This window comes from Streptomyces sp. NPDC005878 (assembly GCF_040629815.1).
GTDB lineage: Bacteria > Actinomycetota > Actinomycetes > Streptomycetales > Streptomycetaceae > Streptomyces.
The window spans coordinates 135,194-159,485 of sequence record NZ_JBEXWK010000020.1 but is presented as its reverse complement, the minus strand read 5'-3'; the positions used below and the strand labels follow the sequence as shown (position 1 = coordinate 159,485).

18 protein-coding genes and 5 pseudogenes are annotated in these 24,292 nt (G+C 69.6%); 16 read left to right on the top strand and 7 right to left on the bottom strand.

Translation table 11 applies throughout. The features are described 5' to 3' along the window. The coding region (locus ABZ404_RS26610) for a transglycosylase SLT domain-containing protein (RefSeq protein WP_358990958.1) at positions 1 to 222 on the top strand (222 nt) is incomplete at its 5' end. 159 nt (positions 223 to 381) lie between these two features. On the opposite strand, the pseudogene ABZ404_RS26605 reads toward ABZ404_RS26610, so the two are convergent. Continuing rightward, positions 382 to 522, bottom strand: a pseudogene (locus ABZ404_RS26605) (VOC family protein); the annotation flags it as partial. Positions 523 to 570: 48 nt separating this feature from the next. On the opposite strand from ABZ404_RS26605, the pseudogene ABZ404_RS26600 reads away from it, so the two are divergent. Next, positions 571 to 660 (top strand): annotated as a pseudogene (locus ABZ404_RS26600) (MarR family transcriptional regulator); the annotation flags it as partial. A 253-nt stretch (positions 661 to 913) separates the two neighbouring features. Here ABZ404_RS26600 and ABZ404_RS26595 read toward each other — a convergent pair. After that, entirely contained in the window at positions 914 to 2,383 is a 1,470-nt protein-coding gene (locus ABZ404_RS26595) for an MFS transporter (protein WP_358833018.1), read from the bottom strand. A 127-nt stretch (positions 2,384 to 2,510) separates the two neighbouring features. Here ABZ404_RS26595 and ABZ404_RS26590 point away from each other — a divergent pair, with 127 nt between their 5' ends. After that, positions 2,511 to 2,990 carry a MarR family winged helix-turn-helix transcriptional regulator gene (locus tag ABZ404_RS26590; RefSeq protein WP_358833019.1) on the top strand — a complete coding sequence of 160 codons (480 nt, stop codon included), beginning with the start codon at positions 2,511 to 2,513 and terminating at the stop codon, positions 2,988 to 2,990. 144 nt (positions 2,991 to 3,134) lie between these two features. Here ABZ404_RS26590 and ABZ404_RS26585 read toward each other — a convergent pair. Together ABZ404_RS26585 and ABZ404_RS26580 are read right to left on the bottom strand one after the other, a co-directional pair. Continuing rightward, positions 3,135 to 3,776 (bottom strand): annotated as a pseudogene (locus ABZ404_RS26585) (CoA transferase subunit B). Further along, positions 3,773 to 4,246: pseudogene (locus ABZ404_RS26580) on the bottom strand (CoA-transferase); the annotation flags it as partial. The pseudogenes ABZ404_RS26585 and ABZ404_RS26580, both read right to left, overlap by 4 nt. Between ABZ404_RS26580 and ABZ404_RS26575 the strand changes: the two are divergent. Continuing rightward, a pseudogene (locus tag ABZ404_RS26575) lies at positions 4,234 to 5,247 on the top strand (MFS transporter); the annotation flags it as partial. The pseudogenes ABZ404_RS26580 and ABZ404_RS26575 overlap by 13 nt on opposite strands. Before the next feature lie 26 nt (positions 5,248 to 5,273). On the opposite strand, the gene ABZ404_RS26570 reads toward ABZ404_RS26575, so the two are convergent. After that, a complete protein-coding gene (locus ABZ404_RS26570; protein ID WP_358833020.1) occupies positions 5,274 to 6,461 on the bottom strand; it encodes a PP2C family protein-serine/threonine phosphatase in 1,188 nt (395 codons plus the stop codon). 229 nt (positions 6,462 to 6,690) lie between these two features. On the opposite strand from ABZ404_RS26570, the gene ABZ404_RS26565 reads away from it, so the two are divergent. After that, positions 6,691 to 8,307: a M48 family metallopeptidase gene (locus ABZ404_RS26565; protein WP_358990955.1), complete on the top strand. Its 1,617-nt coding sequence runs from the start codon at positions 6,691 to 6,693 to the stop codon at positions 8,305 to 8,307. 39 nt (positions 8,308 to 8,346) lie between these two features. On the opposite strand, the gene ABZ404_RS26560 is transcribed toward ABZ404_RS26565, so the two are convergent. After that, a complete protein-coding gene (locus ABZ404_RS26560; protein ID WP_358835165.1) occupies positions 8,347 to 8,907 on the bottom strand; it encodes a quercetin 2,3-dioxygenase in 561 nt (186 codons plus the stop codon). A 240-nt stretch (positions 8,908 to 9,147) separates the two neighbouring features. Here ABZ404_RS26560 and ABZ404_RS26555 point away from each other — a divergent pair, with 240 nt between their 5' ends. Together ABZ404_RS26555 and ABZ404_RS26550 are read left to right on the top strand one after the other, a co-directional pair. Next, the gene (locus ABZ404_RS26555) at positions 9,148 to 10,116 is read left to right on the top strand and encodes an AraC family transcriptional regulator (RefSeq protein WP_358835162.1); all 969 of its coding nucleotides are present in this window, start codon (positions 9,148 to 9,150) and stop codon (positions 10,114 to 10,116) included. Continuing rightward, positions 10,113 to 10,589, top strand: a complete 477-nt coding sequence (locus ABZ404_RS26550; RefSeq protein WP_358835161.1) for a hypothetical protein — start codon at positions 10,113 to 10,115, stop codon at positions 10,587 to 10,589. The genes ABZ404_RS26555 and ABZ404_RS26550 overlap by 4 nt, the downstream gene beginning before the upstream one ends. 45 nt (positions 10,590 to 10,634) lie before the next feature. Here the strand turns inward: ABZ404_RS26550 and ABZ404_RS26545 are convergent, their stop codons facing one another. Then, positions 10,635 to 11,675: a sulfotransferase gene (locus ABZ404_RS26545; RefSeq protein WP_358835160.1), complete on the bottom strand. Its 1,041-nt coding sequence runs from the start codon at positions 11,673 to 11,675 to the stop codon at positions 10,635 to 10,637. A 302-nt stretch (positions 11,676 to 11,977) separates the two neighbouring features. On the opposite strand from ABZ404_RS26545, the gene ABZ404_RS26540 reads away from it, so the two are divergent. The 9 genes from ABZ404_RS26540 (at position 11,978) to ABZ404_RS26500 (ending at position 24,288) form a co-directional block, all read left to right on the top strand. Then, positions 11,978 to 12,073 carry a putative leader peptide gene (locus ABZ404_RS26540; RefSeq protein ID WP_358835159.1) on the top strand — a complete coding sequence of 32 codons (96 nt, stop codon included), beginning with the start codon at positions 11,978 to 11,980 and terminating at the stop codon, positions 12,071 to 12,073. 74 nt (positions 12,074 to 12,147) lie between these two features. Next, positions 12,148 to 13,608, top strand: a complete 1,461-nt coding sequence (locus ABZ404_RS26535; protein ID WP_358835158.1) for a sulfatase-like hydrolase/transferase — start codon at positions 12,148 to 12,150, stop codon at positions 13,606 to 13,608. A 289-nt stretch (positions 13,609 to 13,897) separates the two neighbouring features. Then, positions 13,898 to 14,638, top strand: a complete 741-nt coding sequence (locus ABZ404_RS26530; protein ID WP_358835164.1) for an alpha/beta hydrolase — start codon at positions 13,898 to 13,900, stop codon at positions 14,636 to 14,638. 306 nt (positions 14,639 to 14,944) lie between these two features. After that, positions 14,945 to 16,396 (top strand): hypothetical protein, encoded by a 1,452-nt coding sequence (locus ABZ404_RS26525; protein WP_358835157.1) that lies wholly within the window; start codon positions 14,945 to 14,947, stop codon positions 16,394 to 16,396. After that, positions 16,393 to 17,544, top strand: a complete 1,152-nt coding sequence (locus tag ABZ404_RS26520; protein WP_358835156.1) for a hypothetical protein — start codon at positions 16,393 to 16,395, stop codon at positions 17,542 to 17,544. The genes ABZ404_RS26525 and ABZ404_RS26520 overlap by 4 nt, the downstream gene beginning before the upstream one ends. Before the next feature lie 489 nt (positions 17,545 to 18,033). After that, complete coding sequence (locus tag ABZ404_RS26515) at positions 18,034 to 18,753, top strand: helix-turn-helix domain-containing protein (RefSeq protein ID WP_358835155.1); 720 nt, start codon at positions 18,034 to 18,036, stop codon at positions 18,751 to 18,753. A gap of 284 nt (positions 18,754 to 19,037) precedes the next feature. After that, positions 19,038 to 19,298 (top strand): TraR/DksA C4-type zinc finger protein, encoded by a 261-nt coding sequence (locus tag ABZ404_RS26510; RefSeq protein WP_358835163.1) that lies wholly within the window; start codon positions 19,038 to 19,040, stop codon positions 19,296 to 19,298. A gap of 294 nt (positions 19,299 to 19,592) precedes the next feature. Continuing rightward, on the top strand, positions 19,593 to 20,456 hold the full coding sequence (locus ABZ404_RS26505) for an SAM-dependent methyltransferase (RefSeq protein WP_358835154.1): 864 nt from the start codon (positions 19,593 to 19,595) through the stop codon (positions 20,454 to 20,456). Positions 20,457 to 20,871: 415 nt separating this feature from the next. Further along, positions 20,872 to 24,288: an RHS repeat-associated core domain-containing protein gene (locus tag ABZ404_RS26500; RefSeq protein ID WP_358835153.1), complete on the top strand. Its 3,417-nt coding sequence runs from the start codon at positions 20,872 to 20,874 to the stop codon at positions 24,286 to 24,288. The last annotated feature ends 4 nt before the right edge of the window (positions 24,289 to 24,292 follow it).

Below are 24,292 nucleotides of genomic sequence, written 5' to 3'. Positions count from 1 at the left end.
ATCGTGTCCCACGAGAGTGGCTGGGACCACACCGCCACCAACACCTCCTCGGGTGCCTACGGCCTGGTCCAGGCCCTGCCGGGTTCGAAGATGGCTTCGGCCGGTGCGGACTGGAAGACCAACCCCGCCACCCAGATCAAGTGGGGCCTGGGCTACATGAACGACCGCTACGGCAGCCCCGTGGGTGCCTGGAACTTCTGGCAGACCCACCACTGGTACTGAGCCACCAGTAACAGCTGACGAATGAAGACGCCCGTCCGGGATCATCCCCGGCCGGGCGTCTTTGCGTGTGCGGGGAGCCGCGCCACAGGCGGTCATGAACGAGAACAGGGCGCGATCGCGGTCTGCGGGCACCGGTGATCGGCCGGCGCCGTTGAGCGGTCAGGCGCGGTCGTGGAGCGTGACCTGGTAGCCGTCGGGGTCGGCGAAGGTGAAGGCCCGGCCGAAGGGGCCGTCGATCGGTGCGGAGACGACGGTGTGACCGTCGGCGGCAAGAGCATCGTGGATGGCCTGGACATCAGTGAGGCGTCGAGGTCGCGCACTTGGAGCGAGATGAAGTCGGGGCCGGCGGCGGGCATCACCGAGAACGAGCAGTCGGAAGCGTTCCGGATCCTGCGGAGCATGGTGCGCTCCTTGCGTGACGGCAACGACGGCGCATAGCCAGGAAAGCGAGGGGTCCGTTCGGCCTCTCCGTTGTCGCAGGCGCGTGCTCGCGCCGGCTGATGGCTGGGGAGGCGTCCGCCCGCTCTGCGGCGAGCGCGGTCTCCCGCGGCGATGGTGGTGAGGGACGCGCTGCGGCCCACGGTTTCCGCACCGCCTCCCGGTAAACCGCCTTGACCGCCGACATCCTCGCCTTCTGCGCCGCCCACACCGGCCTGACCCCGCCACCGGAAATGGCCGCGGCCCCCGGATTTCACCGGGTGCGGTGGGTGTGGCGCAGCAGGGCCGCGGCCAGGGTGATGGCGGCCAGCAGCAGGACGGTGGCGATGCCGAACGCGAGGTGGAGACCGCTATTGAGGGCCTGCGCCGGGGAGCTGCCCGCCCTGGTGAGGGACTCGGTACGGGCGGCGGCGAGGGTGGACAGGATGGCCACCCCGAGCGCCGCGCCGATCTGCTGGGTGGTGTTGAACAGGCCCGAGGCGAGCCCGGCGTCTTGCTCGTCCGCGCCCGACATCGCCAGGGTGGTCAGCGCGGGCAGGGCCAGACCGAAGCCGGAGGCGAGCAGCATCACCGGCAGCAGGTCGCTGACGTAGTCGGCCCGTACGGGCAACCGGGTCAGCAGGCCCAGTCCCGCAAGGAGCAGGCCGAGGCCGGCGAGGAGGACGCGCCGCTCGCCGAAGCGGGCGTTGAGCCGCGCCGCGAGGCCGAGCGAGACCGCGCCGATGGCCAGGGCGGCGGGCAGCATCGCGAGCCCCGTGGCGGCGGCCGAATAGCCGAGGACGCGCTGCATGTAGAGGGCGACCAGGACCTGGAAGGAGAACAAGGCGGCCACCATCAGCATCTGGACCAGGTTGGCGCCGGCCACGGTGCGCGAGCGCAGTATCCGCAGCGGTACGAGCGGGGTACGGGCCCGGGTCTGCCGTAGGGCGAACGCGGTCAGCAGCACGAGGGAGAGCGCGCCGAGCCCGAGGGTGTGCGCGGCGGTCCAGCCGTACTCCTCGACGCGTACGACTGCGTAGATGCCCGTCATCAGACCGGTGGTGACCAGCACCGCGCCCGCCGTGTCGGCGCCCGCGCGCAGGCCGAGTCCGCGGTCGTCGGGGAGTGCGGGCAGGGCGACCAGGAGGGCGGCGAGGCCGATGGGCAGGTTGATGAAGAAGACCCAGTGCCAGTCGAGGGCGTCGGTGAGGACCCCGCCCAGCACCTGGCCCAGCGAGGCTCCGGCGGCTCCGGTGAAGGAGAAGACGGCGATGGCGCGGGCGCGTTCGCGGGGTTCGGTGAAGAGGGTGACGAGGATGCCCAGGCCGACGGCGGAGGCCATGGCGCTTCCCACGCCCTGGAGGAAGCGGGCGGCGATCAGCACGCCGGGGGAGGTGGCGAAGCCCGCGAGGAGGGAGGCGGCGGTGAAGACGGCGGTGCCGGCGAGGAACATCCGCTTGCGGCCGATCAGGTCGCCCAGGCGCCCGGCGAGCAGCAGCAGGCTGCCGAAGGCGATCAGGTAGGCGTTTACCACCCAGCTGAGGCCGGCGGGGGAGAAGCCGAGGTCGTTCTGGATGGCCGGCATGGCCACGGTGACGATGCTGCCGTCGAGGACCGTCATCAGCATCCCGGTGGACAGCACGCCGAGGGCGGCCCAGCGGGAACGGAGCCGGTGGGCCGGAGCGGAACCGACAGCGGGTTCGACGGTGAGGTGGGGGGCGGATGTAGGGGCGTATGGGGTCATGGGTCTCTCCGGTCGGCACGCATGCGGGAAGCGGGTGACGCCGGATCAGCTCCGGCGAATGGTGAGACCGTAGCAGATGGTTTTGTTGCAGACGATTTACTTCGGATCGAATTGCTAGGCTGGAGTCATGACCGCGATGGCGCCCTCCCGAACCGAGCCCGACCTCTCCTACCTCCTGGACCACACCGGCCACGTCCTGCGCACCCGGATGGCCGCCGCCCTGGACGAGATCGGACTGACCGCCCGTATGCACTGCGTCCTCGTCCACGCCCTGGAGGAGGAGCGCACCCAGGCCCAGCTCGCTGAACTCGGCGACATGGACAAGACGACCATGGTGGTCACCGTCGACGCCCTGGAGAAGGCCGGGCTGGCCGAGCGGCGGCCCTCCAGCACCGACCGCAGGGCGCGGATCATCGCCGTCACCGACAAGGGCGCCGCGCTGGCCGTGGAGAGCACCCGCATCGTCGACCAAGTCCACGCCGACGCCCTCGCCTGCCTGCCCCGCGCCGACCGCGAGGCCCTGTTCCGCATCCTGCGTCTGCTCTCCGAAAGCGCCCTCGCGGTCCCCTCGGAAAGCCCCCGTCCGGCGCGGCGTGCGCGACAGTAGGTGACGTCCGGGCGACGGACCGGAGCAGGTCCAGGCGGTCGACAGGTTCTGCCGGTCGGCCGAAGCTGAGCGGCGAGCTGTTCGCGGCGCAGGAGGCAGAGCTGGTCAAGGGCCCCGTCGCGCGCGGCTGGCGGATCGGACCTGTCATGCGTGGGTGCCGAGCATGACGGGTGCGGCCGTGCTGGTGATGATGTCCTCGACGGTGGTTCCGGGGGCGGTTTCCACCAGCGCCAGACCGCTTTACGTCACGTCGAGGACGCCGAGGTCGGTGATGACGCGGTGGACGCACCGTGTGCCGGTGAGGGGCAGCTCGCACGTTTCGAGGATCTTCGGCGTGCCGTCCTTGGTGGTGTGCTCCATGAGGACGATGACGCGACGAGCACCATGGACGAGATCCATGGCGCCGCCCATCCCTTTGACCATCTTGCCGGGGATCATCCAGTTGGCGAGGTCGCCGTGCGCGGAGATCTGCATGGCGCCGAGGACGGCGGTGTCGATGTGGCCGCCGCGGATCATGCCGAAGGACAGGGCCGAGTCGAAGAAGGCGGCCCCGGGCAGGACGGTGACGGTCTCCTTGCCGGCGTTGATCAGGTCGGGGTCGACCTCCTCCTCGTACGGGGAGGGACCGGTGCCCAGGATGCCGTTCTCGGAGTGCAGGACGACGTGTACGTCGGGAGGAAGGTGGCCGGGGATGAGGGTGGGCAGGCCGATGCCGAGGTTGACGTAGGAGCCGTCGGTGAGTTCGGCGGCCGCTCGCGCTGCCATCTGCTCGCGCGTCCAGGTCATCGGGAACGCACCGTCCTCTTCTCGATGGGTTTGTCGGCCCGCTGGGCGGGGGTGAGCCCCAGGACGCGTTGGACGAAAATGCCGGGTACGTGGACGTGTTCAGCGTCCAGTTCGCCGGGCTCGACCAACTCCTCGACCTCGGCGATCGTGATGCGCCCGGCCATGGCCGCGAGCGGATTGAAGTTGGCGGCGGCCCGGCGGAAGACGAGGTTGCCGTGGTGGTCGCCGCGCCAGGCCCGGACGAGGGCGTAGTCGGTGGTGATGGCGTGCTCCAGGACGTGGGTACGCCCGGCGAAGACCCGGGTTTCCTTGGGCGGGGAGGCGAGGGCGACCGTTCCGTCGGGTGCGTAGCGCCAGGGCAGTCCGCCGGCGGCGACCTGGGTGCCCACTCCCGCCGGGGTGTAGAAGGCCGGGATGCCCGTGCCGCCGGCCCGCAGGCGCTCGGCGAGGGTTCCCTGGGGCACCAGTTCCGCAACTGCTGGCCACGGGCGTCCTCGCGGCACTGACCGCGACACTGTCCGACGCGGCGTTCGACTCCTGGGGGTGGCGGGTGCCGTTCCTGCTCTCCGGCGTGCTGGTCCTCATCGGGCTGTGGATCCGGCTCTCCGTCGACGAGTCACCCGTGTTCAAAGCGGCCCTCGCGGCGGCCGAGAGCCGCAAGACGCCGCACGCCGCGAGGGAGAAGCCGCCCGTACTCGCTGTCCTGCGCGACCACTGGCGCGATGTCCTCATCGCCATGGGCGCCCGCATGGCGGAAAACATCTCCTACTACGTCGTCACGGCATTCATCCTGGTGTACGCCACCGAGCACGCGGATGCGAGCAAGCAGACCGCCCTCAACGCGGTCCTGATCGCCTCCGCCATCCACTTCGTCACCATTCCCCTGTGGGGCGCGCTGTCGGACAAGTGGGGACGTCGTCCCGTCTACCTCGTCGGCGCCGTCGGCATGGGGCTGTGGATCTACCCGTTCTTCGCGCTCGTCGACCGGCAGTCCTTCGCGGCCATGACTGCGGCCGTCGCGGTGGCCCTGCTCTTCCACGGCGCGATGTACGCGCCGCAAGCGGCATTCTTCTCGGAGATGTTCGCCACCCGCATGCGCTACTCCGGAGCATCCATCGGCGCCCAGTTCTCCTCCGTCGCCGCCGGCGCCCCGGCCCCGCTCATCGCCACAGCCCTGCTCTCCGAGTACGACAGCCCCACACCGATCGTCCTCTACGTCATGGCTGCCGCCCTGTTGACGATCATCGCTCTCGGTTGCGCCAACGAGACCCGCCACCGGGATCTGCTGGACGCGGAAGCCGACGAAACCGATCGCGACAGGCCGGGCAAGCGGTGCCCAGCCGCGAAACATCCGCCGTGCGCGGCGTTCTCAGGCGGCGATGATTCTTCGTCGCGCATATGGGTCTTCCTCACCTACGTGGAACAGCTCCCGGAGGAAGAACTTCGGCGTCGCATGGCCGCCGCCAGGTGAGGTTCCCCGGCAGGGGGCCTACTGATTCAGGCGCCGGCATGCACCTTGTGGGCTTGAGGTCCGTACCAGTCCAGGCACATGACGGTCGCGTCGTCCTGCACTTGGCCGGCGCACGCGTCGCGGACCGCGCCGACCATGGCCCGCACAGCCTCACGAGGATGCTCAGCGGCGGTGTCACGCACAAGGCCGTGCAGATCGACGCTCGCCGCTTTCCGGTCCTGCATGCCGTCGGTGAAGAGCAAGAGGCGGTCACCGGGACGCAGGTCGATGTCCTGCACCTCATACGGATATTTCACGGGTACGCCGAACGGAAGGTTGACGTGCAGCTTGACCTCCTCGACCTCGCCCGCGCGCAGGCGTAGCGGCCAGAGGTGGCCGGCGTTGACGAGCTGGGCACCACTCCCGTCCAGGGCGATCCGCAGAAGCTGGCCCGTGGCGAAGGTGCGGCGACCGTGGTCGAGGAGGGCCTGGTGGGTCTGGCGGGCCTGTTCGGCAAGGTCGGCACCGGCGCGGCGGGCGCCGCGGGAGGCGTTGACCAGGAGGGTGGCCATCAGAGCGGCGTCGACGTCGTGGCCCATCGCGTCGGTGATGGACAGGTGCAGCGTGTTCTCGTCGAGGCTGTAGTCGTAGGTGTCACCGGCGATGTCGGAGGCCGGGACCAGGGCGCCGGCGAGGGCGAACTCCGCGGACTCGCACGAGGGTGCCGAGGGCAGGAGCTGACGCTGGATCTCCGCTGCCAGCGTGACCGTGGCGGTACGGTTGCCCCAGTGGTAGAGGTCGGTGAAGCGGCGATCGGTGACGATGATGTACGCGAGCGCGTGCGCGACCTCCTCAACCTGCTCCAGCACGTCCTGGGTCACGTCGGCCAGGCGTACTTCCAGGACCCCGATCGTGTCGCCGCGGTTGGAAACGGGCGCGAACACCTGTTGCTCGGGGGCGCCGTTCGCCTTCACGACCACTTTCTGGGTGCGCAGGACTTCGTTGTACACACTGCCGTCCAAGGGAACCTGGTCAGCGCCATGCTCCTGTGGTGCTGCCCCCTCCTCATTGACCCGTAGCAGACGTCTGCCGACAACATCGACGAACAGGAACGACACATAACGCGCGCCGAACCGCTCGCGCAGATTGTGCGCTACGACATCCAGCGAGCGCACCGGCGCCGCAGCCTCCGCCGCCGTCAGCACGTCCGCAAGCCCGATCCGATCACGCCCCACAGCGACCTCCCTCAGTTCCGGACCGTTCTTCTTCCCCCTGCACCCCCGGTCATCACCGCCCCGACCGAAGCCACAGTTCCAAGGCCCAGCCACTTCGATCCCTTTCCATCGCTGACCGAAATCCCTGGCTCGCGGAGTTGCCGTAAGTGAGCGCCGGGCCTCATGATGCGGCAGGCGGCTCCCGCCACGTACGTCGGCACCGCTTTCACCCGTGGGGGGATCTGTCCAAATGGGCGCTTCGCTGCGCGCCTTGCGCGCTCTCGTCCTGCTCGCCGGCTTCTACCTGCTCGGCGTCTTCCTGCTCGCCGCCCTCGCGGGCGCCGACTACGCCGTCTGCACCCGCTCGCACGGCTCGATCGTCTACGACGTGGTCATCGGCTCGGTCGTCCTCGCGATCCCGATCGTGCGCGGATTCTTCATGCTGCGCACCCCCAAGGGCGATGCTGCGCCGACCGGGACCACCCTCAGCGTCACCGACTCCCAGGAGCCCGCACTGTGGGAGGCCGTGCGGGACATCGCCCGGCAGGTCGGCACCCGCGCGCCCGACGAGATCGTGCTGATGGAGAAGGTGAACGCGGCTGTCAGTGAGGACTCCTCTCTGCTGGGCCTGCGCCCGGGTACCCGCCGCCTCTACCTCGGCCTGCCGCTGATGATCGGCCTGGACGAGATGCAGTTGCGCGCCGTGCTCGCCCACGAGATGGGCCACTACGCCAACTTCGACACCCGCCTCACCCCTTTGATCGCCCGCGGCCGGGCCCAACTGATCCGCACCATCGCCCACTTCCACGAGCGCTCCGACAAGAAGATCGCCAACGAGCGCGCGAGGCAGGAGAAGCATGCCGCCAAGCGGATCGCCAAGGGCAGGAGGGCCACGAAGGTCGACACCCCGGGCCTGGGCGCCACGTACCGCGGCATGGCCGCGATCTACACGGCGTACGGCAACTTCTACCTGCGTGCCACCCACGCCACCGCCCGCAGCCAGGAGCTCGCGGCCGACGTGGCCTCCGTCCGGGTGGCCGGCCGCGACTCCGCCGCGTCCGCCCTACGCGAGATCAACGCCCTCGGCCCGGCCTTCGACTACTACATGAGCGCGTACGCCACCCTCGGCGTCGGCGCCGGCCTGCTGCCCCGCCCCGGGCAGGTCTTCGGCGGACTGCGCAAGCTGCTCGACGCCCGCGCGGAGGAGCTGCGAGAGCTGCGCCGGGAGCTCTCGACCGAACCCGCCTCCCCCTACGACTCCCACCCCGCGCTCGCCGAACGCGTGGCCCGCATCGAGGCCCTGCCCGACGACGGCCGCGCCGGGCAGAGAGCCCGCCCGGCTCTGGAGCTGCTGGCCGACGCGGACGCGGCACTGGTCGCGGTGGAGCAGGCCGTCCTCACCCCGGAGGCACGTGCTCTCCAGCGAGTGGACTGGGAGGACCTCGTCCACCAGTCGATGACCGTGTACGTCAGTCAGGGCGCGGACGAGATCCGCGAGGCCTTCGCCGCCGAGGGCGCCGGCCCCGGGCTCACGGCCGCGCTCGACACGATTGACGCCGACCCTGCGGTGCGCTGGCGGGTGGCCGACCGCCTCCCGAAGCCCGAACAGGCAGCGGCCGCGACCGGCCACGCGGACCGCGAGGCCGCCCGCGCGGTCGTGCGGCGCGCCCTGAACCAGCTGGTCACCGTAGAACTGGCGGTGTGCGGCGCCGCACGCTGGCAACTCTCCTGGTCCGACTCGGCCACCTTGCGCTACCCGGCAGACGACTTCGAGGACCAGCTTGACCAGGCCCTGGACGCCATGATCACCGACACACCCGACACCGAACCCCTGCGGAAGCTGGTGCTCACCGGGCGGTCGGTCTGATCACCTCGGCGTCTGCCGGTGAGTGTGGCCCTGCGGGGGTCAGCTCCCGGTGCGCCACTCGTGGTCGGGCAGAAAGGTCACGTCGTAGCGCTCGGCGCTGGTGCGGAACTTGCCGGGTTCGGGGACGACCGGTTCGCGCGGCAGGGTGAGCTCCTGGGTGGGGGAGCCGAGGTGGTCGAAGAACCGCTCGAAGGTGCCGCCGGGGCCGGCGGCCACGCCGACAACCCGGCTGTGGTGGCGTTCCATGCGGTAGGCGTGCGGGCAGTTCTTGGGTACGAAGCCGAAGTCCCCCGGGGTCAGCAGCCTCTCGTGCTGGTTGCCCTGGAGGTCTTCGACGAACAGGCGTACCGCGCCGTCGGTGATGTAGAAGACCTCGTGGGTGTCGGGGTGGGAGTGCGTCGGGATGATGTTGCCCTTGGGCCCTTCGACAGTGAAGAAGTTGAAGGTGTTCTCGGTCTGTTCGCCGCCCGCGTAGACCGTCACCAGGTCGCCGAAGAGGTGGGCGCGGTCGCCGTGCCCCTTCTCGATGAAGTAGGGCGTGCCCGGCTCCGCGGGGATGTGGGAGCGGGTGCGGTAGCGGGTGGCGTACTCGATGGTCATCTGCGATCTCCCGGTCGTCATGGAAGGAAGGGGCGGCATGCGGGCGAGGCCGCGGGGGTGCCGCGTCCCGTGCCCCGGCGGCGGCGCACGAGGAGCCCAAGGCCTGGTCGGCCCGTTTGAGGGTTTCGGACATTGGCAGAGACCTTGCCTGGCCGTTCCCCTGGGTCGCCCCGACGCGCTCCTCGCCCCACCCACGCTAGATCCGGGCGTTGCCCCGCACTCCTACACTTGGGACACGCCATGAAGAAAAACGGACACACTTCGCGGGGCTCATGCCCAGGAGAGATCGCGGCCGTCCCCTATCGTCCGACGCCGGGCACTCCGCCGGGCATCGAAGTCGTGCCGTTTGACCGCCTGGCCGAGCGCGCCCACAGCCACGGCATCGACCCCTACCGCCTCAGCCGCCCGTTCTTCCACTTGCTCCTCCACGTACGGGCCGGCACCGTGCGCTGCTCAGCCGACTTCCGTACCGACACGATCCGGCCCGGCGACTGGCTCTGGGTGCGGCCCGGGCAGGTTCTGCGGTTCCTTGCCCCGCCGGCGGAGGCCGAGGGCACCGTCGTCGTCTTCCCGGCCGGTTTCCTCAGCGACAACACCACCACGCTGACCAGCGCCGTCGAACTCACCCGAACCGGTCGCGTAACGCCCGCCACCCGACAGGCCGAGTCACTGACCCGCATCCTCAGCGCGCTCGAAGACGATTACGCCCACCTGTCCGACCTGCCGTTGACGGCCCACATCGAGACGATGCGGCATTTGCTGTCCGCCCTCCTGATCCGCCTCGCCCACCTTGAGGGTTCCGCACCTGCGAAAGGCGCGGCTCGTGAACCCTTCTGCCGCTTTCGCGAGGCCGTCGAGCAGGACTTCGCCCATACCCACCGCGTCGAGGACTACGCTGCCCGACTCGGCTACAGCACGCGCACCCTCACCCGGTCCACCCGCGCCGCTACCGGATGCGGAGCCAAACGCTTCATCGACGACCGGGTCCTCCTGGAAGCCAAACGTCTCCTCGTCCACACCACCCTGCCCCCCGCCGCTGTGGGCGACCGCATCGGCTTCAGCCACCCAACCGCCTTCAGCGCCTTCTTCCGTCGGCACACCGGCACCACCCCGACCGATTTCCGCGCCCTCGCCGCGGGCGCGCCTCCGGGACGGACGGCCATTCATCCCGCACCTCGTCCGTCATGGTCAGTACAACCCTTTGGATGAGCCGGGAGTCGTCTGGGTGTCTGCTGGCAAGAAGCACGTACCCGCTGAACACCCTCGACGACCGGGAGGTTTTTCTGTTGCGCAACGCAACTCGTACCACGCTGGCCTGCATGTCCGCGGTGACCGCCGTGTCTGGAGTCGTGGCTGCGGTGGCGGTCGCCATGGCTGATGGCTCTGTCTTCAGCAGTGACGATTCGAAGGCCGCCGCATATGCCCAGGGCTACGCATGGGGGAAGAACAGCGGGGAGGGAACTTCTGACGGAAACGGGTACAGCGCGTCCGCGTCAGCGTCGTCTGTCGCCGTTCCCTCCAGGGCATCCGTGGACCTCCGCAGTATCTACGACCCGTCGCCCGCCGGGTGTCAGGCATACGCGGTGCTCGTCGGTGCGGAAGACCGGAAGGCGTGGCTGCGAGGCTGCAAAGAGGCCCGGTACGTGCAGTTCGGAAAGCTGCACTGGGGACGCTCGTATTGAGCACCGGGCCCGCACGGAGCCAAGCGCCCGGGGGCAGCGCCCCGGTCACGTCGTCGGTGTCTGGTCGGCGGCCAGAGCCCGTACGCCCGGGGCGCAGGCAGACCGGAGCGCGGCCAACTCTGCTGCGGGCAGTCGCAGGGAGGTTCCCTGGCGGCTGCCGTCCAGGCGGGCGACGCCGGTGTCGAGCCACTGGGGGAGTGGTTCGACGCCGATGAAGTCGGCCAGGCGGGTCAGCTCGTTGCGGGGGTCGGCAAGGAGGTCTTCGTAGGCGAGGGTGGTCCGCTGGGGTGCGGGCACGGCGGCAAGGTCGGCCACGCCCTGGACGATGAGCTGTGACCACAGTGCGCCAAAGCCGGGAAGGGGCAGGTCGGGATCGAGGACCAGTGCGGAATCGAAGCGTTCGGTCAGCAGCGGTGACAGGGTGGGTGGCAGAGCACGGATCTGCTCCTCGGTGAGGTTCTCGATCCGGCCGGCCCCGCTGCGGGCGAGGATTTCCCGTAGCAGGAAGATCAGTCGGTAGCCCGTGTGCCGACTCATGGACAGCGCGCAATCGGGTCCGTCCCTGAAGAGATGCACGAACCGTGCGTACGGGAAGACCTTGCGCAGCAACGGCACCCGGTGCAGGGAGTAGCCCGATCGCTCGACCACCGCAGTGCGCCCTTCGCGGCTGCCCAGCAGGCTGAACAGGGCCGCGTAGTGGTCTGCGGCAGTCCGCGGCGGCCACCCGCGCACCTGCTTTTCCAGGTCGTCGAACAGTTCGTCCGGCCGGTCGGTCAGGTGCGGAAGCACCATCAGCGAGATCGCGGGGATGCCCGTGCTTTCGGTCGCGAAGCGTCCAGGACGGCGTGTATAGAGGAACTCCGGCATCGGGACCCCGCTGCGGATCATCGTCTCGAACTGCGGGTTGGGCTCAGCCAGCAGCCGCCAGAACTCCTCACCGTTCACGCGGCCTTCGGGGAAACCCCGGCTCTGCACCGACGACAGAAGTTCGTTGAGGCTGAGGACATCAGGATGCGCGTGGACGATACCCGACAGCGCGGTCGACCCACTGCGGCCTGTTCCGACGACGAACGTCAACGTGCGCACGTCAGTGATCTCCCTCGCAGACGACCGTAGCGATCGGGAGCAGACTTCCCCCTGGTGCCGCGATCTATCCCTGGCCAGGCGCCCAGCCGGTGCGGCGTGGCGTCGATCCGCCTCGCCGTATTCGAGAGCCGAGAGCCAAGAGCTGGCCATTGGCCCGGCGGGCGAGGAAAGGTGGCGACGATCCCCAACACGCCTGCGCGCGGGGCGGGCGTGTGCGCAGGATTGCGTCCATACGAAGCGCTTGTGAACGCCTGGGTGCTTTTGTTGACAGGTATGCATGCGCTCGATGAGGCTCCTGACCCATGCAGATGCCCGGTGGCCCTACGGCCACGCTTGTGGAGCGCCGCCACGTCGACCTGGTACGTGTCGCGAGCGCCATCTGTCGTCGCGCTGTCTGAACCCGACTCCCTTTCTTTCGACTCTCTCGGGTACGTGACGCCGTGGTGCGCCGTGCCCTGCTCAGGAGCGCACTGTGCCCTCGTACGACGATTCCCCCGCGACTCGCCTTTCCCCACCCTCCCCGCTGTCCCGGCGGTCCTTCGGCGGTGCTGTCGCCGCAGGCGTCACCGCCGCGGCCGTGGGTGTGCCCGCCGCCGACGCCCAGGCCCAAGCTCCGGAGCGTGAGCAGCCGTTCAGGGCAGCGCCGCACCGACGGGCCGAGCGGCCCAACATTCTCTTCATCCTCGGCGACGATCTCGGCTGGGCCGATCTGTCCTGCTACGGCGCCCCGCACATCAAGACCCCGAACCTGGACCGGCTCGCGCGGCAGGGGGTGCGGTTCACGGACGCCTACGCCGGGTCCGCGACCTGCTCGCCGACCCGGTTCAGCCTGTACACGGGGCGCCTGCCCGGACGTACGAAGGGTGGCCTCGCGGAGCCGATCGCGGACAGGTCCGTCGGGCTCGAGCCGTCCCACCCCACACTTGCCTCGCTGCTGCGCGACGCGGGTTACGCGACCGCGCTCATCGGCAAGTGGCACTGCGGATACCTGCCGGACTACTCGCCCACGAAGTCCGGTTGGGAGGAGTTCTTCGGGAACTTCGGCGGGGCCCTCGAGTACTACTCGAAATTGGGGCTCGGCGGGGAGTACGACCTGTACGCGGGCGACAGACGCGAGGGGGATGCCGAGTACAAGGACCTGCGGTATTACACGCGCATCCTCACCGAGCGCGCCGGCGAGTACGTCCAGCGCGACCACGGCGGCCGACCCTGGCTGCTGAACCTCAACTTCACCACTCCGCACTGGCCTTGGACCGCGGAGGGGGACGAGGAGGAGAGCGCCGAGATCGTCCGCAGGATCAAGGCGGGTGCCAAGGGTGCGCTCTGGCACCAGGACGGCGGTTCCGTCGAGAAATACGCGCAGATGGTGCAGGACCTGGACCGGTCGATCGGTGTCGTGCTGCGCGCGTTGGAGAAGTCCGGCCAGGGGCGGGACACGTTGGTGTTCTTCGCCTCGGACAACGGCGGTGAGCGCTTCTCGTACAACTGGCCCCTGTCGGGGAACAAGGCCTCGCTCCAGGAGGGCGGAATCCGCGTGCCGACCATCGTGCGGTGGCCCGCACGCCTCGACGGCGGGCAGGTCAGCCATGAGCCCGTCTTCACACCGGACTGGACTGCGACGCTTCTGGAGATCGGAGGGGCGCGCCCACACCCGGCGTACAAGTTGGACGGGACCAGCCTGGCCCCGTATCTACTGAAGGGCCGGCAGCTTGCCGAGCGTGACCTGTTCTGGCGTGTGCGCGGGGAGCGTGCGCTGCGGCGCGGGAAATGGAAGTACTACCAGGGCAAGAACGGCCAGGATCACCTGTTCGATCTGTCGCAGGACCAGCGCGAGCAGGCCGACCGAGCCGCGGACGAGCCGCAGGTCTTGAGTGAGCTGAAGTCGGCGTGGGAGGAGACGGACAGGGGGTTGCTGGCGTATCCGGCTGGGTGAGACGGGTTTCCGGGGCCGGGGCCGGGGGTGGGGCTGGGGTGAGCCGCTATGGAGCCCGGGGCCGGGTGACGCCGGGGCCGACGCCTCGGCATCCGGCGGCGAGGCGGGGGCGAAAACCCGTTGGTGGGGCGCGGCGGGGTCTGCTACCTTGCCGGAGGCCGTGCGAGAGAACGAGGAGGTGGTACCCGTGAACGCAGTATCGACGTGGGTGCTCTCCTCCGGAGTCACGGTCGGGCGATAGGTCGTCCGGGAGCGCCGTCCCGCACTCCCGAAAGGCACGACCATGCCCCTGCACTTCACTTCCCAACAGCGCTTCGACGACGGCGTCCTCGAGCGCCCGTTCACCCTCGGTGAGATCCCCGGCATCCTGTGGACGCCTCCGTCCGCCACCGCATCCGCACCGGCACCGCTGATCCTCCTCGGCCACCCCCCGCTGGGACTGGAGAAGATGTACCCCCGGCTGGTGGCCCGGGCCCGGCACGCCGCGGCGGACGGTTTCGCCGCGGCCACCATCGAACTGCCCGGAAGCGGTGAGCGGCCCCGCTGGCCCGCTCTCGATCAGGCCCGCGCGGACCTGCGCCAGGCCATGCGGGCGGGGGAGCCGGTCGGCGAGGAGATCGTGGACCGGCTCGTCCTCCCGCTGGTCGAAAGGGCGGTCCCGGAATGGCGGACCGCCCTGGACGCCCTCCTGTCGCTACCGGAAATCGGCGGCCCGGTCGGCTACTCAGGAGGAGTGATCTCCATCGGAATCCGGCTGGCTGCGGTCGAGCCGCGCATCGCGGCCGCCGTGCTGTTCGCCGGGAGCCTCGTGCCGCGCGCCATCTTCGACGAGGCTCGGCGGGTCACGATCCCGCTGCACGTCCTGCTGCAGTGGGACGACGAAGGCAACGATCGGCAGACCGCCCTGGACCTGTTCGACGCCTTCGGCTCCAAGGAGAAGACACTGCACGCCAATCTGGGCGGCCACAGCGGCGTCCCGCAGTTCGCGGGGGACGCCGCAGCCCAGTTCCTGGTCCGGCACCTGAAGTAGCGCCGGGCGGGCCGTCCACCGGCAGAAGGCAGGCCGAGTGAGGGCGTGACTCACGGAGGGGCGTTCCTGGTCTTCCATGCCCTCCAAGATGCGGGCCCCTGCCCATCCGGCTGGGGCCCGCACCGCTGACGGGCTGCGGCCCGCGTCACCGGCCGGATAAGTCGCTGGAGCCCGTATGGCCTGGCCTGTTACGGTTCGGGGGCCGGCCGCGGGACTCCAGTGCGACTTCCGGAACCTGCCTATAAAGCAATGATTCGCTGCTCGTGCTCCCCTTCCCCGGCCGGCATCAGCAATCCTGGGGGAAGGATGCGGATGGACTCGGAGTCGTACGGGGACCTCGTCGCAGCCGATGATGTGCTGCTCTTCGTCAACGCGGCGATCACCTCCACCGGCCAGCGCGAGTTCCACAGCGATGCGGACCGGCAGCGGCTGTCCCTGGACTTCCTCCACGCGTACATGCGGGGGAACTATCGCGACCTGTATGCCGGGGTCCTTGCGCTCGACATCAACGACCACAACGCCGTCCTCATCATCCGAGGGCTGCTGGAGACCCCTGGTGAGGCCACGGCCGACGAGCGCCGCAGCGAGGGCCGCCTCATCGCATCGCGTCTCGCGCGGATGCCGCCCCAACGCGTGTACAAACTGTTCGACGCCCTGCGCCGGGCCAAGGTGAACAACCGGCGCACCCGCGCGATCATGCGTGACTGGCTCTCCGCCCGCCAGGACCTGGCGTTCGATGCCGTGAAGTACCGCGGCAGCCTCAAACGAACCCTTCGCCATGCGCACCTGACCCCTGGCACCGAAGAGCTGGGGACGTTCATGTTCGCGCCGACGGCCCACGCGCACTATGCGACACCCCTGTTGGAGACGTGGCGCCGTGCCCACTACGAGCAGTCCGCCCTCTATGAGCTGCCCTATACGGTCGCCGAGGGCTTCGCCGCCAAGCACGGCGTCCCCCGGAACGTCTTCCTGGAGCGCATAGCCCCGCGGCTGACGCGCCTGGAAACCTTGCGGCTCCAGGAGTCCGCGCGGGCGCGCGAGATCACCGGGGTGCAGGCGGATCTGGCGAGGATGCCGCTTACCCGCCTGGCGACGTATGTGCTGTCGCTGCCGCTCGAGGAGCGCGGGCGTCGGCGTGCCGAGCTGACCCGTGCCCTGGAGTCGGTCGCCGCCCGGGTGGCCGGCTCCCACCGGGGGAGCTGGGGGAAGGTCACCGCCGTCCTGGACGACAGTTTCTCCACTTCCGGATCGGCGCACAAGCGTCGTCGGCCGCTGGCCGTGGCTCTGGCCTGCCACTATCTGCTCGCGGCGCTTTCCGATGACTACATCGCGCTGTGGACGTCCGGTCGGACGGATGCGCTGCTGACCTACCCGTACGGGCCGTCGCCGGTGGGGCGGCGCGTCCTGGACGCACTGGACACCGCCCCGACCCGGTTGGTGATCGTCTCCGACGGCTGGGACAACGCGCCTCCCGGCCTGGCCGCCGAGGTGCTGCGTATCTGGCGGACCAGGCTCGACTCCGAACGCCGCACCAGCATCGTGCATCTCAACCCCGTCTACGACGCCGCCGACTTCGACGTGCGCCGACTGTCACTGACGGTGCCCACCGCGGGTATCCGTGACGCCGAGGACCTTCCCGCCCTTGTGGAACTGGCCCAGTTCGCGGAGGGCCGTACCGGTTTGGCCGAACTGATCGCGTACATGGACACCCGCGCGGCCCGCATGACGCAGGCACACCCCCAGGAGCAGGCCCGATGACCACCCTGAACCTCAACGGGCTGACCCCTCGCCCTTCCCAGGTGTGGAACGCCGTGCGACTGGTGCCGCTCGTGCGGGACGAGCCCGTCCACGGTCTGCGTCTGGGCGCGCAGCTCTACGGTGATGGGGCCGGACTGGTGGACCTCGGTGCGCGCGGGACCTACACGTCCTACATCCCGCACGGATTCGTCGCCTCGTGGACCGAGGACGGCACGCCCGCAGCCGCCTACGGCACCCATCTGTCCGACGACGGCAACGCGGCCCCCGCCGCCACCATGGGCCTTCGCTTCCACCACCGGATGGCCCGCCGCCAGGCCAAGGACCGGCTGCGGTTCCTGCCCCTGCACCTGGCGCTGGAAGGCTATCTGGCCCTGCACTTCGGCGGTCCGTCCGTGGCCTGGGAGGAGTGGTCACAGCGCGCGATCCGTCAAGGACTCTCGCCGCGCGTCGAGGAAGCCTACGTGGGCGGTGAGGTGCGCGGGCTCGCGGACGCCCTGCGCGTCTTCGAGATCCACCCCGGTCAGTGCGGTGTGCTGCTCTACGTCGCCGACGCGCCGGCCGCCGCGTTCGTGGTCCCGCACCCGGACGACTACCGTGCGCTCCACGCCACGCTCGTGCAGGACCTGTACGGTGAACTGATCCACCACTACGCCACGCTGATGCCGCCGGTGGGGGACTTCCGTGCCCGTATCCCCGACGCGCGGATCCGCTCCCTCGCTCACCTGCGTACGGCCGTCGCCGAACAGGAGCGGGCGTGGACGCACTTCCACGACACGACCATGGCAGTCGGTTTGCTGGAATCCGCGTACACCTGGCAGACGGTCTACCGGATGGGAGGCTTCACGCTTTCCCGCTTTCTGCCGGAGTTCCGCCCCAAGCAGGAGAACCACATCGGCGAAGCCATCACCGACGGCAGCGGCAGGATCGCCTACCTCAAGACGTTCCGCTTGTCGGAGGCCCAGGTCCGGAGGGGGCACCTGCTGAGCGTGCTCGCCGCCCATGACTGGCACCTGGCGGACGCGGCGGCGGCCTTGGGGATCGACGAGGCCCAGCTGGGTCTGCGCCTGGAGTCCGCCGGCTTCGGTTTCCTGCTGCGCCGGGACGTGTTGGACGGATACTGCAAGCAAGCACGAACCCGTACGGAATGAACCGTACGGAATGAACCCGTACGGGACGAGCGCGGCGCGACGGGTGGCCGGTTGAGGGTGTCGCCCCGGGCGGGTGGAATGCCGGGCCCCGCAACGGGGTTGATGCCGGGCAGACGATCTCTGCTTCCAGTCGAAGTGTGGAAGTGTGGATGCGCGGCCGCCGGTGGGCCAGCCGGGCGGTGTCGCGCCGCGAGCAAGGGGGATGCCATGGGGCGGTCCGCGGTCTCTGCCGACACCAGGACGCCGGCCGACGGATCGGGCTGGTTCTGTGAGATGGTGCCGAGCGTGCTGACGTCCACACCGCTCAGCGATCAGCGCACGTCAGACGTCCACGCCCAGTACACCGGACTGGATCTCGGCCCGGTGAGGGTTTCCTCGGTCGCGTTCTCGCGGGTGTGCTCACGCCGGGTGGCGACCCCGGCCCGGCGGGAGGATCCCGGGTCGTATCAACTGGCCCTTGCCACGCGAGGTGCTTTCAACATCTCCCGGTTGCGCAATGCGTCCGTGGTGGCCGGTGGCCTCGTCCTGACGGACACCTCGCGCCCGATGGAGAACATCGGCTTCAGCGACTACGGGGCGGTCGAGGCGATCGTGCTCCAGATCCCTCGCACGGTCCTGCCCCTACGGCCCGACAGAGTGGACCGCATCCTCGCACAGCCCGGCCCCGCGCCTGCGGGAACCGGCGGAGGCATGGCCAAGATCCTCGCCGATTTCCTGCACTCCTTGCACCACCACGGCCCCCGGTGCGACCCCGACGAGCTGCGCCGCCTGGGCACAGTCGCCCTCGACCTTGCCACCGCGTGCCTGGCACAACGACTCGGAACCCAGTTCCAGGACGAGCAGCCGCTTCAGACACCGGCCGAGGCGCACGCCCAGGCGATGCTCCAGCGTGTCCTCCAGTTCATCGACGACCACCTCCACGACCGCGAGCTGACGCCTCAAGCCATCGCCGACCGGCACAACATGTCCCTGCGGGGCCTCTACACCCTTTTTCGCGACCAGCCGGTGAGTGTCGCCGAATTGATCCGCCGCCGCCGACTGGCCCGCTGCCACGCAGAGCTGGCCCGCCCCGAGTCGAACCACCACACGATCGAGGCCATCGCGGCCCGCTGGGGTTTCGCCAGCGCCACCGCCTTTGGCCGTGCGTTCCGGAACGCGTACGGGATCACCCCCGGCGAACACCGCGCAGCCGCCCGTCCTTCTGCGTGAATAGCGCCCCCGTGTGGAGATAGCCGGGTGGCGCGGGTGACGGAGGGGGGAATCGGCGACTTCGGCCTGGTGTTGTCGCAAGTATGGGTGATACCTCCCGTTACCGTCCTGCCGAGCCCGAGCCCGAGCCCGAGCCCGAGCCCGAGCCCGAGCCCGAGCCCGAGCCCGAGCCCGAGCCCGAGCCCGAGCCCGAGCCCGGGTCCTTTGCCGTACGTGAGCGCCTCGCTGCGGACCGCGCCGATACGCTCGCGCGGACCGCCGCGCTCAGCCGTGACTTCGACGGAATCGTCGCGGCGAACGCCCTGATCGCGGTCGACGACGAGCACGACCCCGAAGGGGGCACCACGGCCTTCGAGCGGGCTCACGTGGCTTCCCTGATGGCGGCGGCGCGCGAGCACCTGGAAGAGCTGGACCGCGCCCTGGAACGGCTGGAACACGGACAGTACGGGCGGTGCGAAGTCTGTGGCGAGACGATTCCGCCCGAGCGTCTGGAGATCCGTCCGGCCGCGACCCGCTGCGTCGGCTGTGCGCGCAAGGGCCGGTGAGGGCCGCCGGGCCCGCTGACGCCGATGGGTGCCTGGCAGTCCCTCCCGTATCCGTCGTGTCCGGGACCAGAGGGGCGTCTGCGACGGCAAAAGCCCGTGGATACGGCGGAGTTGGTGCTCACGGGGCCTCAAACCAGTGATAATCGCGTCGGCGCGTGAGTTCCTCGCCCCTTGCGGAGGGGCGCACTGATACGAGCCTGGGCATTGATGTGCCAGCACTTCTCCGGCACCCACCCCGGGGCGGAAGCACGAACTCCACCCACCGTCCCCACCCCCTCACTCGGGAGAAACTCGATGATCGATGGTCTGAAGTTCCCCGAAGGCGTCGGGCAGACGGCGTTGGTCGTCGCCTGGACACGACAGATGGAGAGCCGGCGTCCCGACGCCCTGTTCCATGACCCGTTCGCCGACGAGCTGTTGAGGGCGATCGCCGAGGACCAGTCCTTCGCCGAAGTGTCCGACATGGTCACCCGGGCGAGCCTCAGCACGCGCGAATACCCTACGTACTTCGCGGTACGCACCCGGTTCTTCGACGACGAGCTGCTCACCGCCATGCGCGCCGGAATCCGGCAAGTGGTCACTCTGGCTGCCGGAGTGGATGGACGGACCCTCCGGTTGGACTGCCCACCCGGAACGCGGTGGTACGAGCTCGATCTGCCGGACATGACGGCCTTCAAAGACGCGCTGATCGCCAACTCGCGGCTGGCCGCCACCTGCGAACGCCACGGAGTGGCTGCGGACTTGACCGCCAACTGGCCAGACGCGCTGCGCGAAGCGGGCTTCGACCCCGGCCTGCCGACCGCCTGGCTGGTGGAAGGGTTGCTGATGTACCTCTCCGACGAAGAGGGGGATGCCCTGCTCTCCGAGCTGTCCGCGCTGTCCGCGCCGGGCAGTCGGATCATGCTGGAGCAGCTGGCGGCGGTGATGCTGGGGGAGGAAGGCAAGCCCTCCCGGGAGCGGCTCGCGTCGCAGGGTGCCCGCTGGCGGTCCGCCCGGGACGACGTGCAGGCGTGGCTGGCAGGACACGGTTGGCATGCGGAGGTCTACAGCGGAGCCGACCCCCGCATCGGGCACGGCCGCACTGTCTCCCGTCTGCCGGCCTGTTGGGTGGCGACCGGAACGCTGACAAAGCGTGCGGATGCCGCCCCGGCTGGCTGAAGGTACCTCTCTGAAGGTTCTGAAGGTCCCTCTGCGAAGGGCTCGGTGCGGCCCGGCGAGGTGCCGCTTGCGCGGCGGGGAGGGGGAAGAGCCCTGAGCCGCGCCGCCAAAGAACCTTCACGTCACTGTCCTGGCCTCCTCGTCAACGCCCGGTCGACACCGTTGATTTCCAGCCAATGTCCATCGCCCGTATCCGCGCGGCGGAGGCGTAGGAAACCTACGTCCGAGGTGGGAACATCCGTTCGTGTCCGATTTCCGGCCGGGGAGTCCGCCGAAGAGGAGCGACCGGTTCCTGAGCGCTTGTGTGCGAACTTCCGGGGAACGGGCCGCCGTTCTGTGAGGGTCCTGTGCGAATGTGTGCGCTCCCGGTGGCCAGTGGGGCCACTGGGACGACATGTCTCACGGGGAGAAGATCATGCGTCCGCGTGCCTTCGGCATGCCTCTTCGGCATGCCCGTACGACAGCGAGAAGATCGCTGATCGCATCCGTCGCCGTTCTGGGTATCGGGGCGTCCGCGCTGCCCGCGGTGGCCGCCGGGCCGACACCCGCACCGGTCTCGGTGTGGGGGCAGAGCAAGGCGCGGGCCACCATGCCCGCGGTGAAGGTGGGGGCCAACAAGCCCCCCAAGAACCAGCGCAAGGCGGCACCCGACCCCGGCAAGCGCCAGTGGGAGGTCCGGGAGAAGGCGAGGCTGCGGGGTGAGCCGCAGGCCTCGCCCACGGCGGGCGTCACCTCCTCCTCCACGATGGTCTACGTCCCCACGGGGCAGGGCGACGTGCCCTGGCACCAGATCTTCGACTTCCGCATCACCGACGCACTCGTGGGGCGCATCGACTATTCGACCGGCAACCTGATGCTGGCCGCCACCGACTTCGACATCGCGGGCGTGGGCGACTCCCTCCAGCTCACCCGCACCTACAACTCCTTCGACGGCCCCTTCGGCCAGGTCGACGGCCCCTGGTGGACGGGGTACGAGCGCCGGCTCCAGACCTCGTTCACCGACGAGGTGATCTGGTACGACTCCTCCGGTGCGACCGTGGAGTTCACGAAGAACGCCGACGGGACGCTCACCACCCCGGACGGCTACGACAAGGACCTCAAGAAGAACGGCGACGGCACCTACACCCTCACCGACCGCAAGTCCGGCTCCCAGGAGACCTACGGCGCCGACGGCACCCTGAGCAAGGTCACCGACCGCAACAAGGGGACCATCACCGTCACCGCCAACAAGGACGCGGACGGCCGCCCCGCCGGGTTCAAGCTGGCCGAGACACGCTCCGGGCGCACCATCGACCTCGTCCGGACCAGCGCCACGCTGTGGACAGCGAAGGACAACAGCGGCCGGACGGTGCGCTACGAGACCGACGCCACCAGCGGCCACCTCATACGGTCCTGGGACCCGGAGGACAACTCCACCACCTACGGTTACGACGAGGACGGGCGTCTGATCAAGGTGACGACGCCCGAGTCCCGGGCGACGGTATTCACCTACGACTCCGCCAACCGCGTCACCTCGATGCGCCGCTTCGTCGAACTCGGCGGCTCCGGCGGCGACGCACCCACGTACACGTACTCCTACGACGCGGCCAGCCGTCTGGCGGCGGGCACCACGACCGTGACCGACCCGCTGCTGCACACCACGAAGTTCCAGCACAACGGCGATGCCGAGGTCACGAAGGTCATCGACGCGCTCGGCCACGAGCGGTCCAAGACGTACAAGGGTCATCTGACGCAGACCGCGACGGACGCGATGGGAGTGGGCAGCGAGGGCGGCAACGTCACCACCTACGGCTGGGACACCCGCGGCAACCCCACCTCGGCCAAGCTGCCCACGGGCGCCACCTCGACGGTGGCCGGCTGGTCGACGAAGGCCGGCCGGGACGTGCCCGCCACGGCCACCTCGGCCGACGGTGAGAAGACGGACTACGCGTACGACGCCGCCGGCAACACCACGTCCGTGGCACAGAGCGGCACCGGCGGCGGGTCGGCGACCATCGACTACAACCCCGCCACCCCCACCTGCGGCGGCTTCCAGGGCCAGCGCTGCAAGACCACCACCAAGATGAGCGGCACCCAGAACTCCGTGACGTCGTTCCACTACGACGCCCAGGGCAACCTGGACGCGGTGACGCCGCCCGCCCAGATCGGCAAGGTGACCTACCGCTACGACGCGCTGGGCCGGGTCACCAGCTCCAAGGACGGCCGGGGCGTCACCACGCTCTACACCTACGACAACCGCGACCGGGTCACCAAGGTCGACACCGGCAGCTACGACACCGTCGTGTACGTCTACGACGGCGACGGCAACCTGACCTCGCGCACCGACCGCACCGGGGTCCAGACCTACCAGTTCGACGCGCTGTCCCGGGAGACGATCCGGACCCTGCCCGACGGGTCGCAGACGGTCCTCGCGTACACCGCCGACGGCAACGTCGACACCTACACCGACCCCTCGGGCGTCGTCGACTACACCTGGGACGCGGCCAACCGGCTGACGGAGCTGAAGGACCAGGCGGGCCGCAGGACGACGTACGGGTACAACAACAACGACGCCCGGACCAGCACCACCTATCCCGGCAACACCGTGCAGAGCGTGGACGTGGACAAGTCGGGGCGGCCCACCACCATCAAGACCACCTCACCCAAGGGCACCCTCACCCATCTGACCTACACCTATGGCTACGGCACCGGGGGCGCGACCGACGGCTCGAAGATCCGCACCGCGACGGACGTCCTGGCCGGGCTGAAGACGTCCTACACCTATGACGCGGCGGGCCGCTTCTCCTACGCCAAGGAGGAGAAGGGCAGCACCCTCAACGCCTCCTGGCAGTACTGCTACGACCTCGCCGGCAACCTGACCTCGCAGGGCGTCGACCCGGGCTGCCCGCGCGGCACCACCTACACCGTGAACGACGCCCAGCAGATCACCGGCAAGAACGGCTCCACCACCAACTGGTCCTACGACAAGGCGGGCAACGAGACCGCCGGTGCCTCCACCCCGGAGTCCACCCGCACTGCCGAGCAGTGGTCGGACTACTCGCAGCTGAAGTCGATCGCCGTCGCCGGCACGACCTACGCCGGGCAGTACGCCTCGACCGACCAGTCCGAGCGCACCAAGCTGGGCCAAACCCTCTTCCACAACGGGCCGTTGGGCCTGTCGGCGGAGACGACCGGCGGCGTCGACACGGGATTCAACCGGGAGCCCGGGGGCACCCTGAACTCCATGACGACCGGGGGCAAGGCCTACTACTACCTGACCGACGCGCTCGGTTCGGTGATCGGCCTGGCCGACCAGTCCGGCGCCAAGGTCAACACCTACGCCTACAGCCCGCGCGGCGTCTCGCGCAGCACGGTGGAGGCGGCGCCGCAGCCCTACCGCTTCGCCGGCGGTCACCAGGACCCGACCGGTCTCTACCACCTCGGTGCCCGCTACTACGACCCGAACATCGGGCGCTTCACCCAGCCCGATCCGTCCGGCCAGGAGAAGAACCCCTACCTGTACGCGGAGGGTGACCCGGTCAACCGGATCGACCCGCGCGGACTGCTCTCCCTCGACCTCGGCATCGAGGCCTGCGACGTGCTGTGCCTGGGCGGGGGCGTCAGCGTCAACGAGGACGGCAGTGTCCACCCCTACCTCTCCGTGGGCGTCGGATCTCCCGGTGCCAGCGCCGACGCGAGCCTCGCCTCGGGCAGCGCCGACAGCGGCCTGACCGGCGAGGTGGCCTGCGGCTTGGGTCCCGCGGAACTCTCCGTCGCCACGGACGGCTCGGAGGGCGTGGGCACCGGCGGCAGCACCGGAAAGTGCTCGGCGAGCGCGAAGTACACGTTCTGAAGAA

What these genes read in the sequence shown, in the direction of transcription:
- ABZ404_RS26560 (WP_358835165.1), bottom strand. Translation starts at nt 8,907, where the DNA reads ATGACCATCGAGTACGCCACCCGCTACCGCACCCGCTCCCACATCCCC.
- ABZ404_RS26520 (WP_358835156.1), top strand. Translation starts at nt 16,393, where the DNA reads ATGACCACCCTGAACCTCAACGGGCTGACCCCTCGCCCTTCCCAGGTG.
- ABZ404_RS26555 (WP_358835162.1), top strand. Translation starts at nt 9,148, where the DNA reads ATGAAGAAAAACGGACACACTTCGCGGGGCTCATGCCCAGGAGAGATC.
- ABZ404_RS26525 (WP_358835157.1), top strand. Translation starts at nt 14,945, where the DNA reads ATGCGGATGGACTCGGAGTCGTACGGGGACCTCGTCGCAGCCGATGAT.
- ABZ404_RS26550 (WP_358835161.1), top strand. Translation starts at nt 10,113, where the DNA reads ATGAGCCGGGAGTCGTCTGGGTGTCTGCTGGCAAGAAGCACGTACCCG.
- ABZ404_RS26500 (WP_358835153.1), top strand. Translation starts at nt 20,872, where the DNA reads ATGCGTCCGCGTGCCTTCGGCATGCCTCTTCGGCATGCCCGTACGACA.
- ABZ404_RS26595 (WP_358833018.1), bottom strand. Translation starts at nt 2,383, where the DNA reads ATGACCCCATACGCCCCTACATCCGCCCCCCACCTCACCGTCGAACCC.
- ABZ404_RS26590 (WP_358833019.1), top strand. Translation starts at nt 2,511, where the DNA reads ATGACCGCGATGGCGCCCTCCCGAACCGAGCCCGACCTCTCCTACCTC.
- ABZ404_RS26540 (WP_358835159.1), top strand. Translation starts at nt 11,978, where the DNA reads ATGCAGATGCCCGGTGGCCCTACGGCCACGCTTGTGGAGCGCCGCCAC.
- ABZ404_RS26565 (WP_358990955.1), top strand. Translation starts at nt 6,691, where the DNA reads ATGGGCGCTTCGCTGCGCGCCTTGCGCGCTCTCGTCCTGCTCGCCGGC.
- ABZ404_RS26505 (WP_358835154.1), top strand. Translation starts at nt 19,593, where the DNA reads ATGATCGATGGTCTGAAGTTCCCCGAAGGCGTCGGGCAGACGGCGTTG.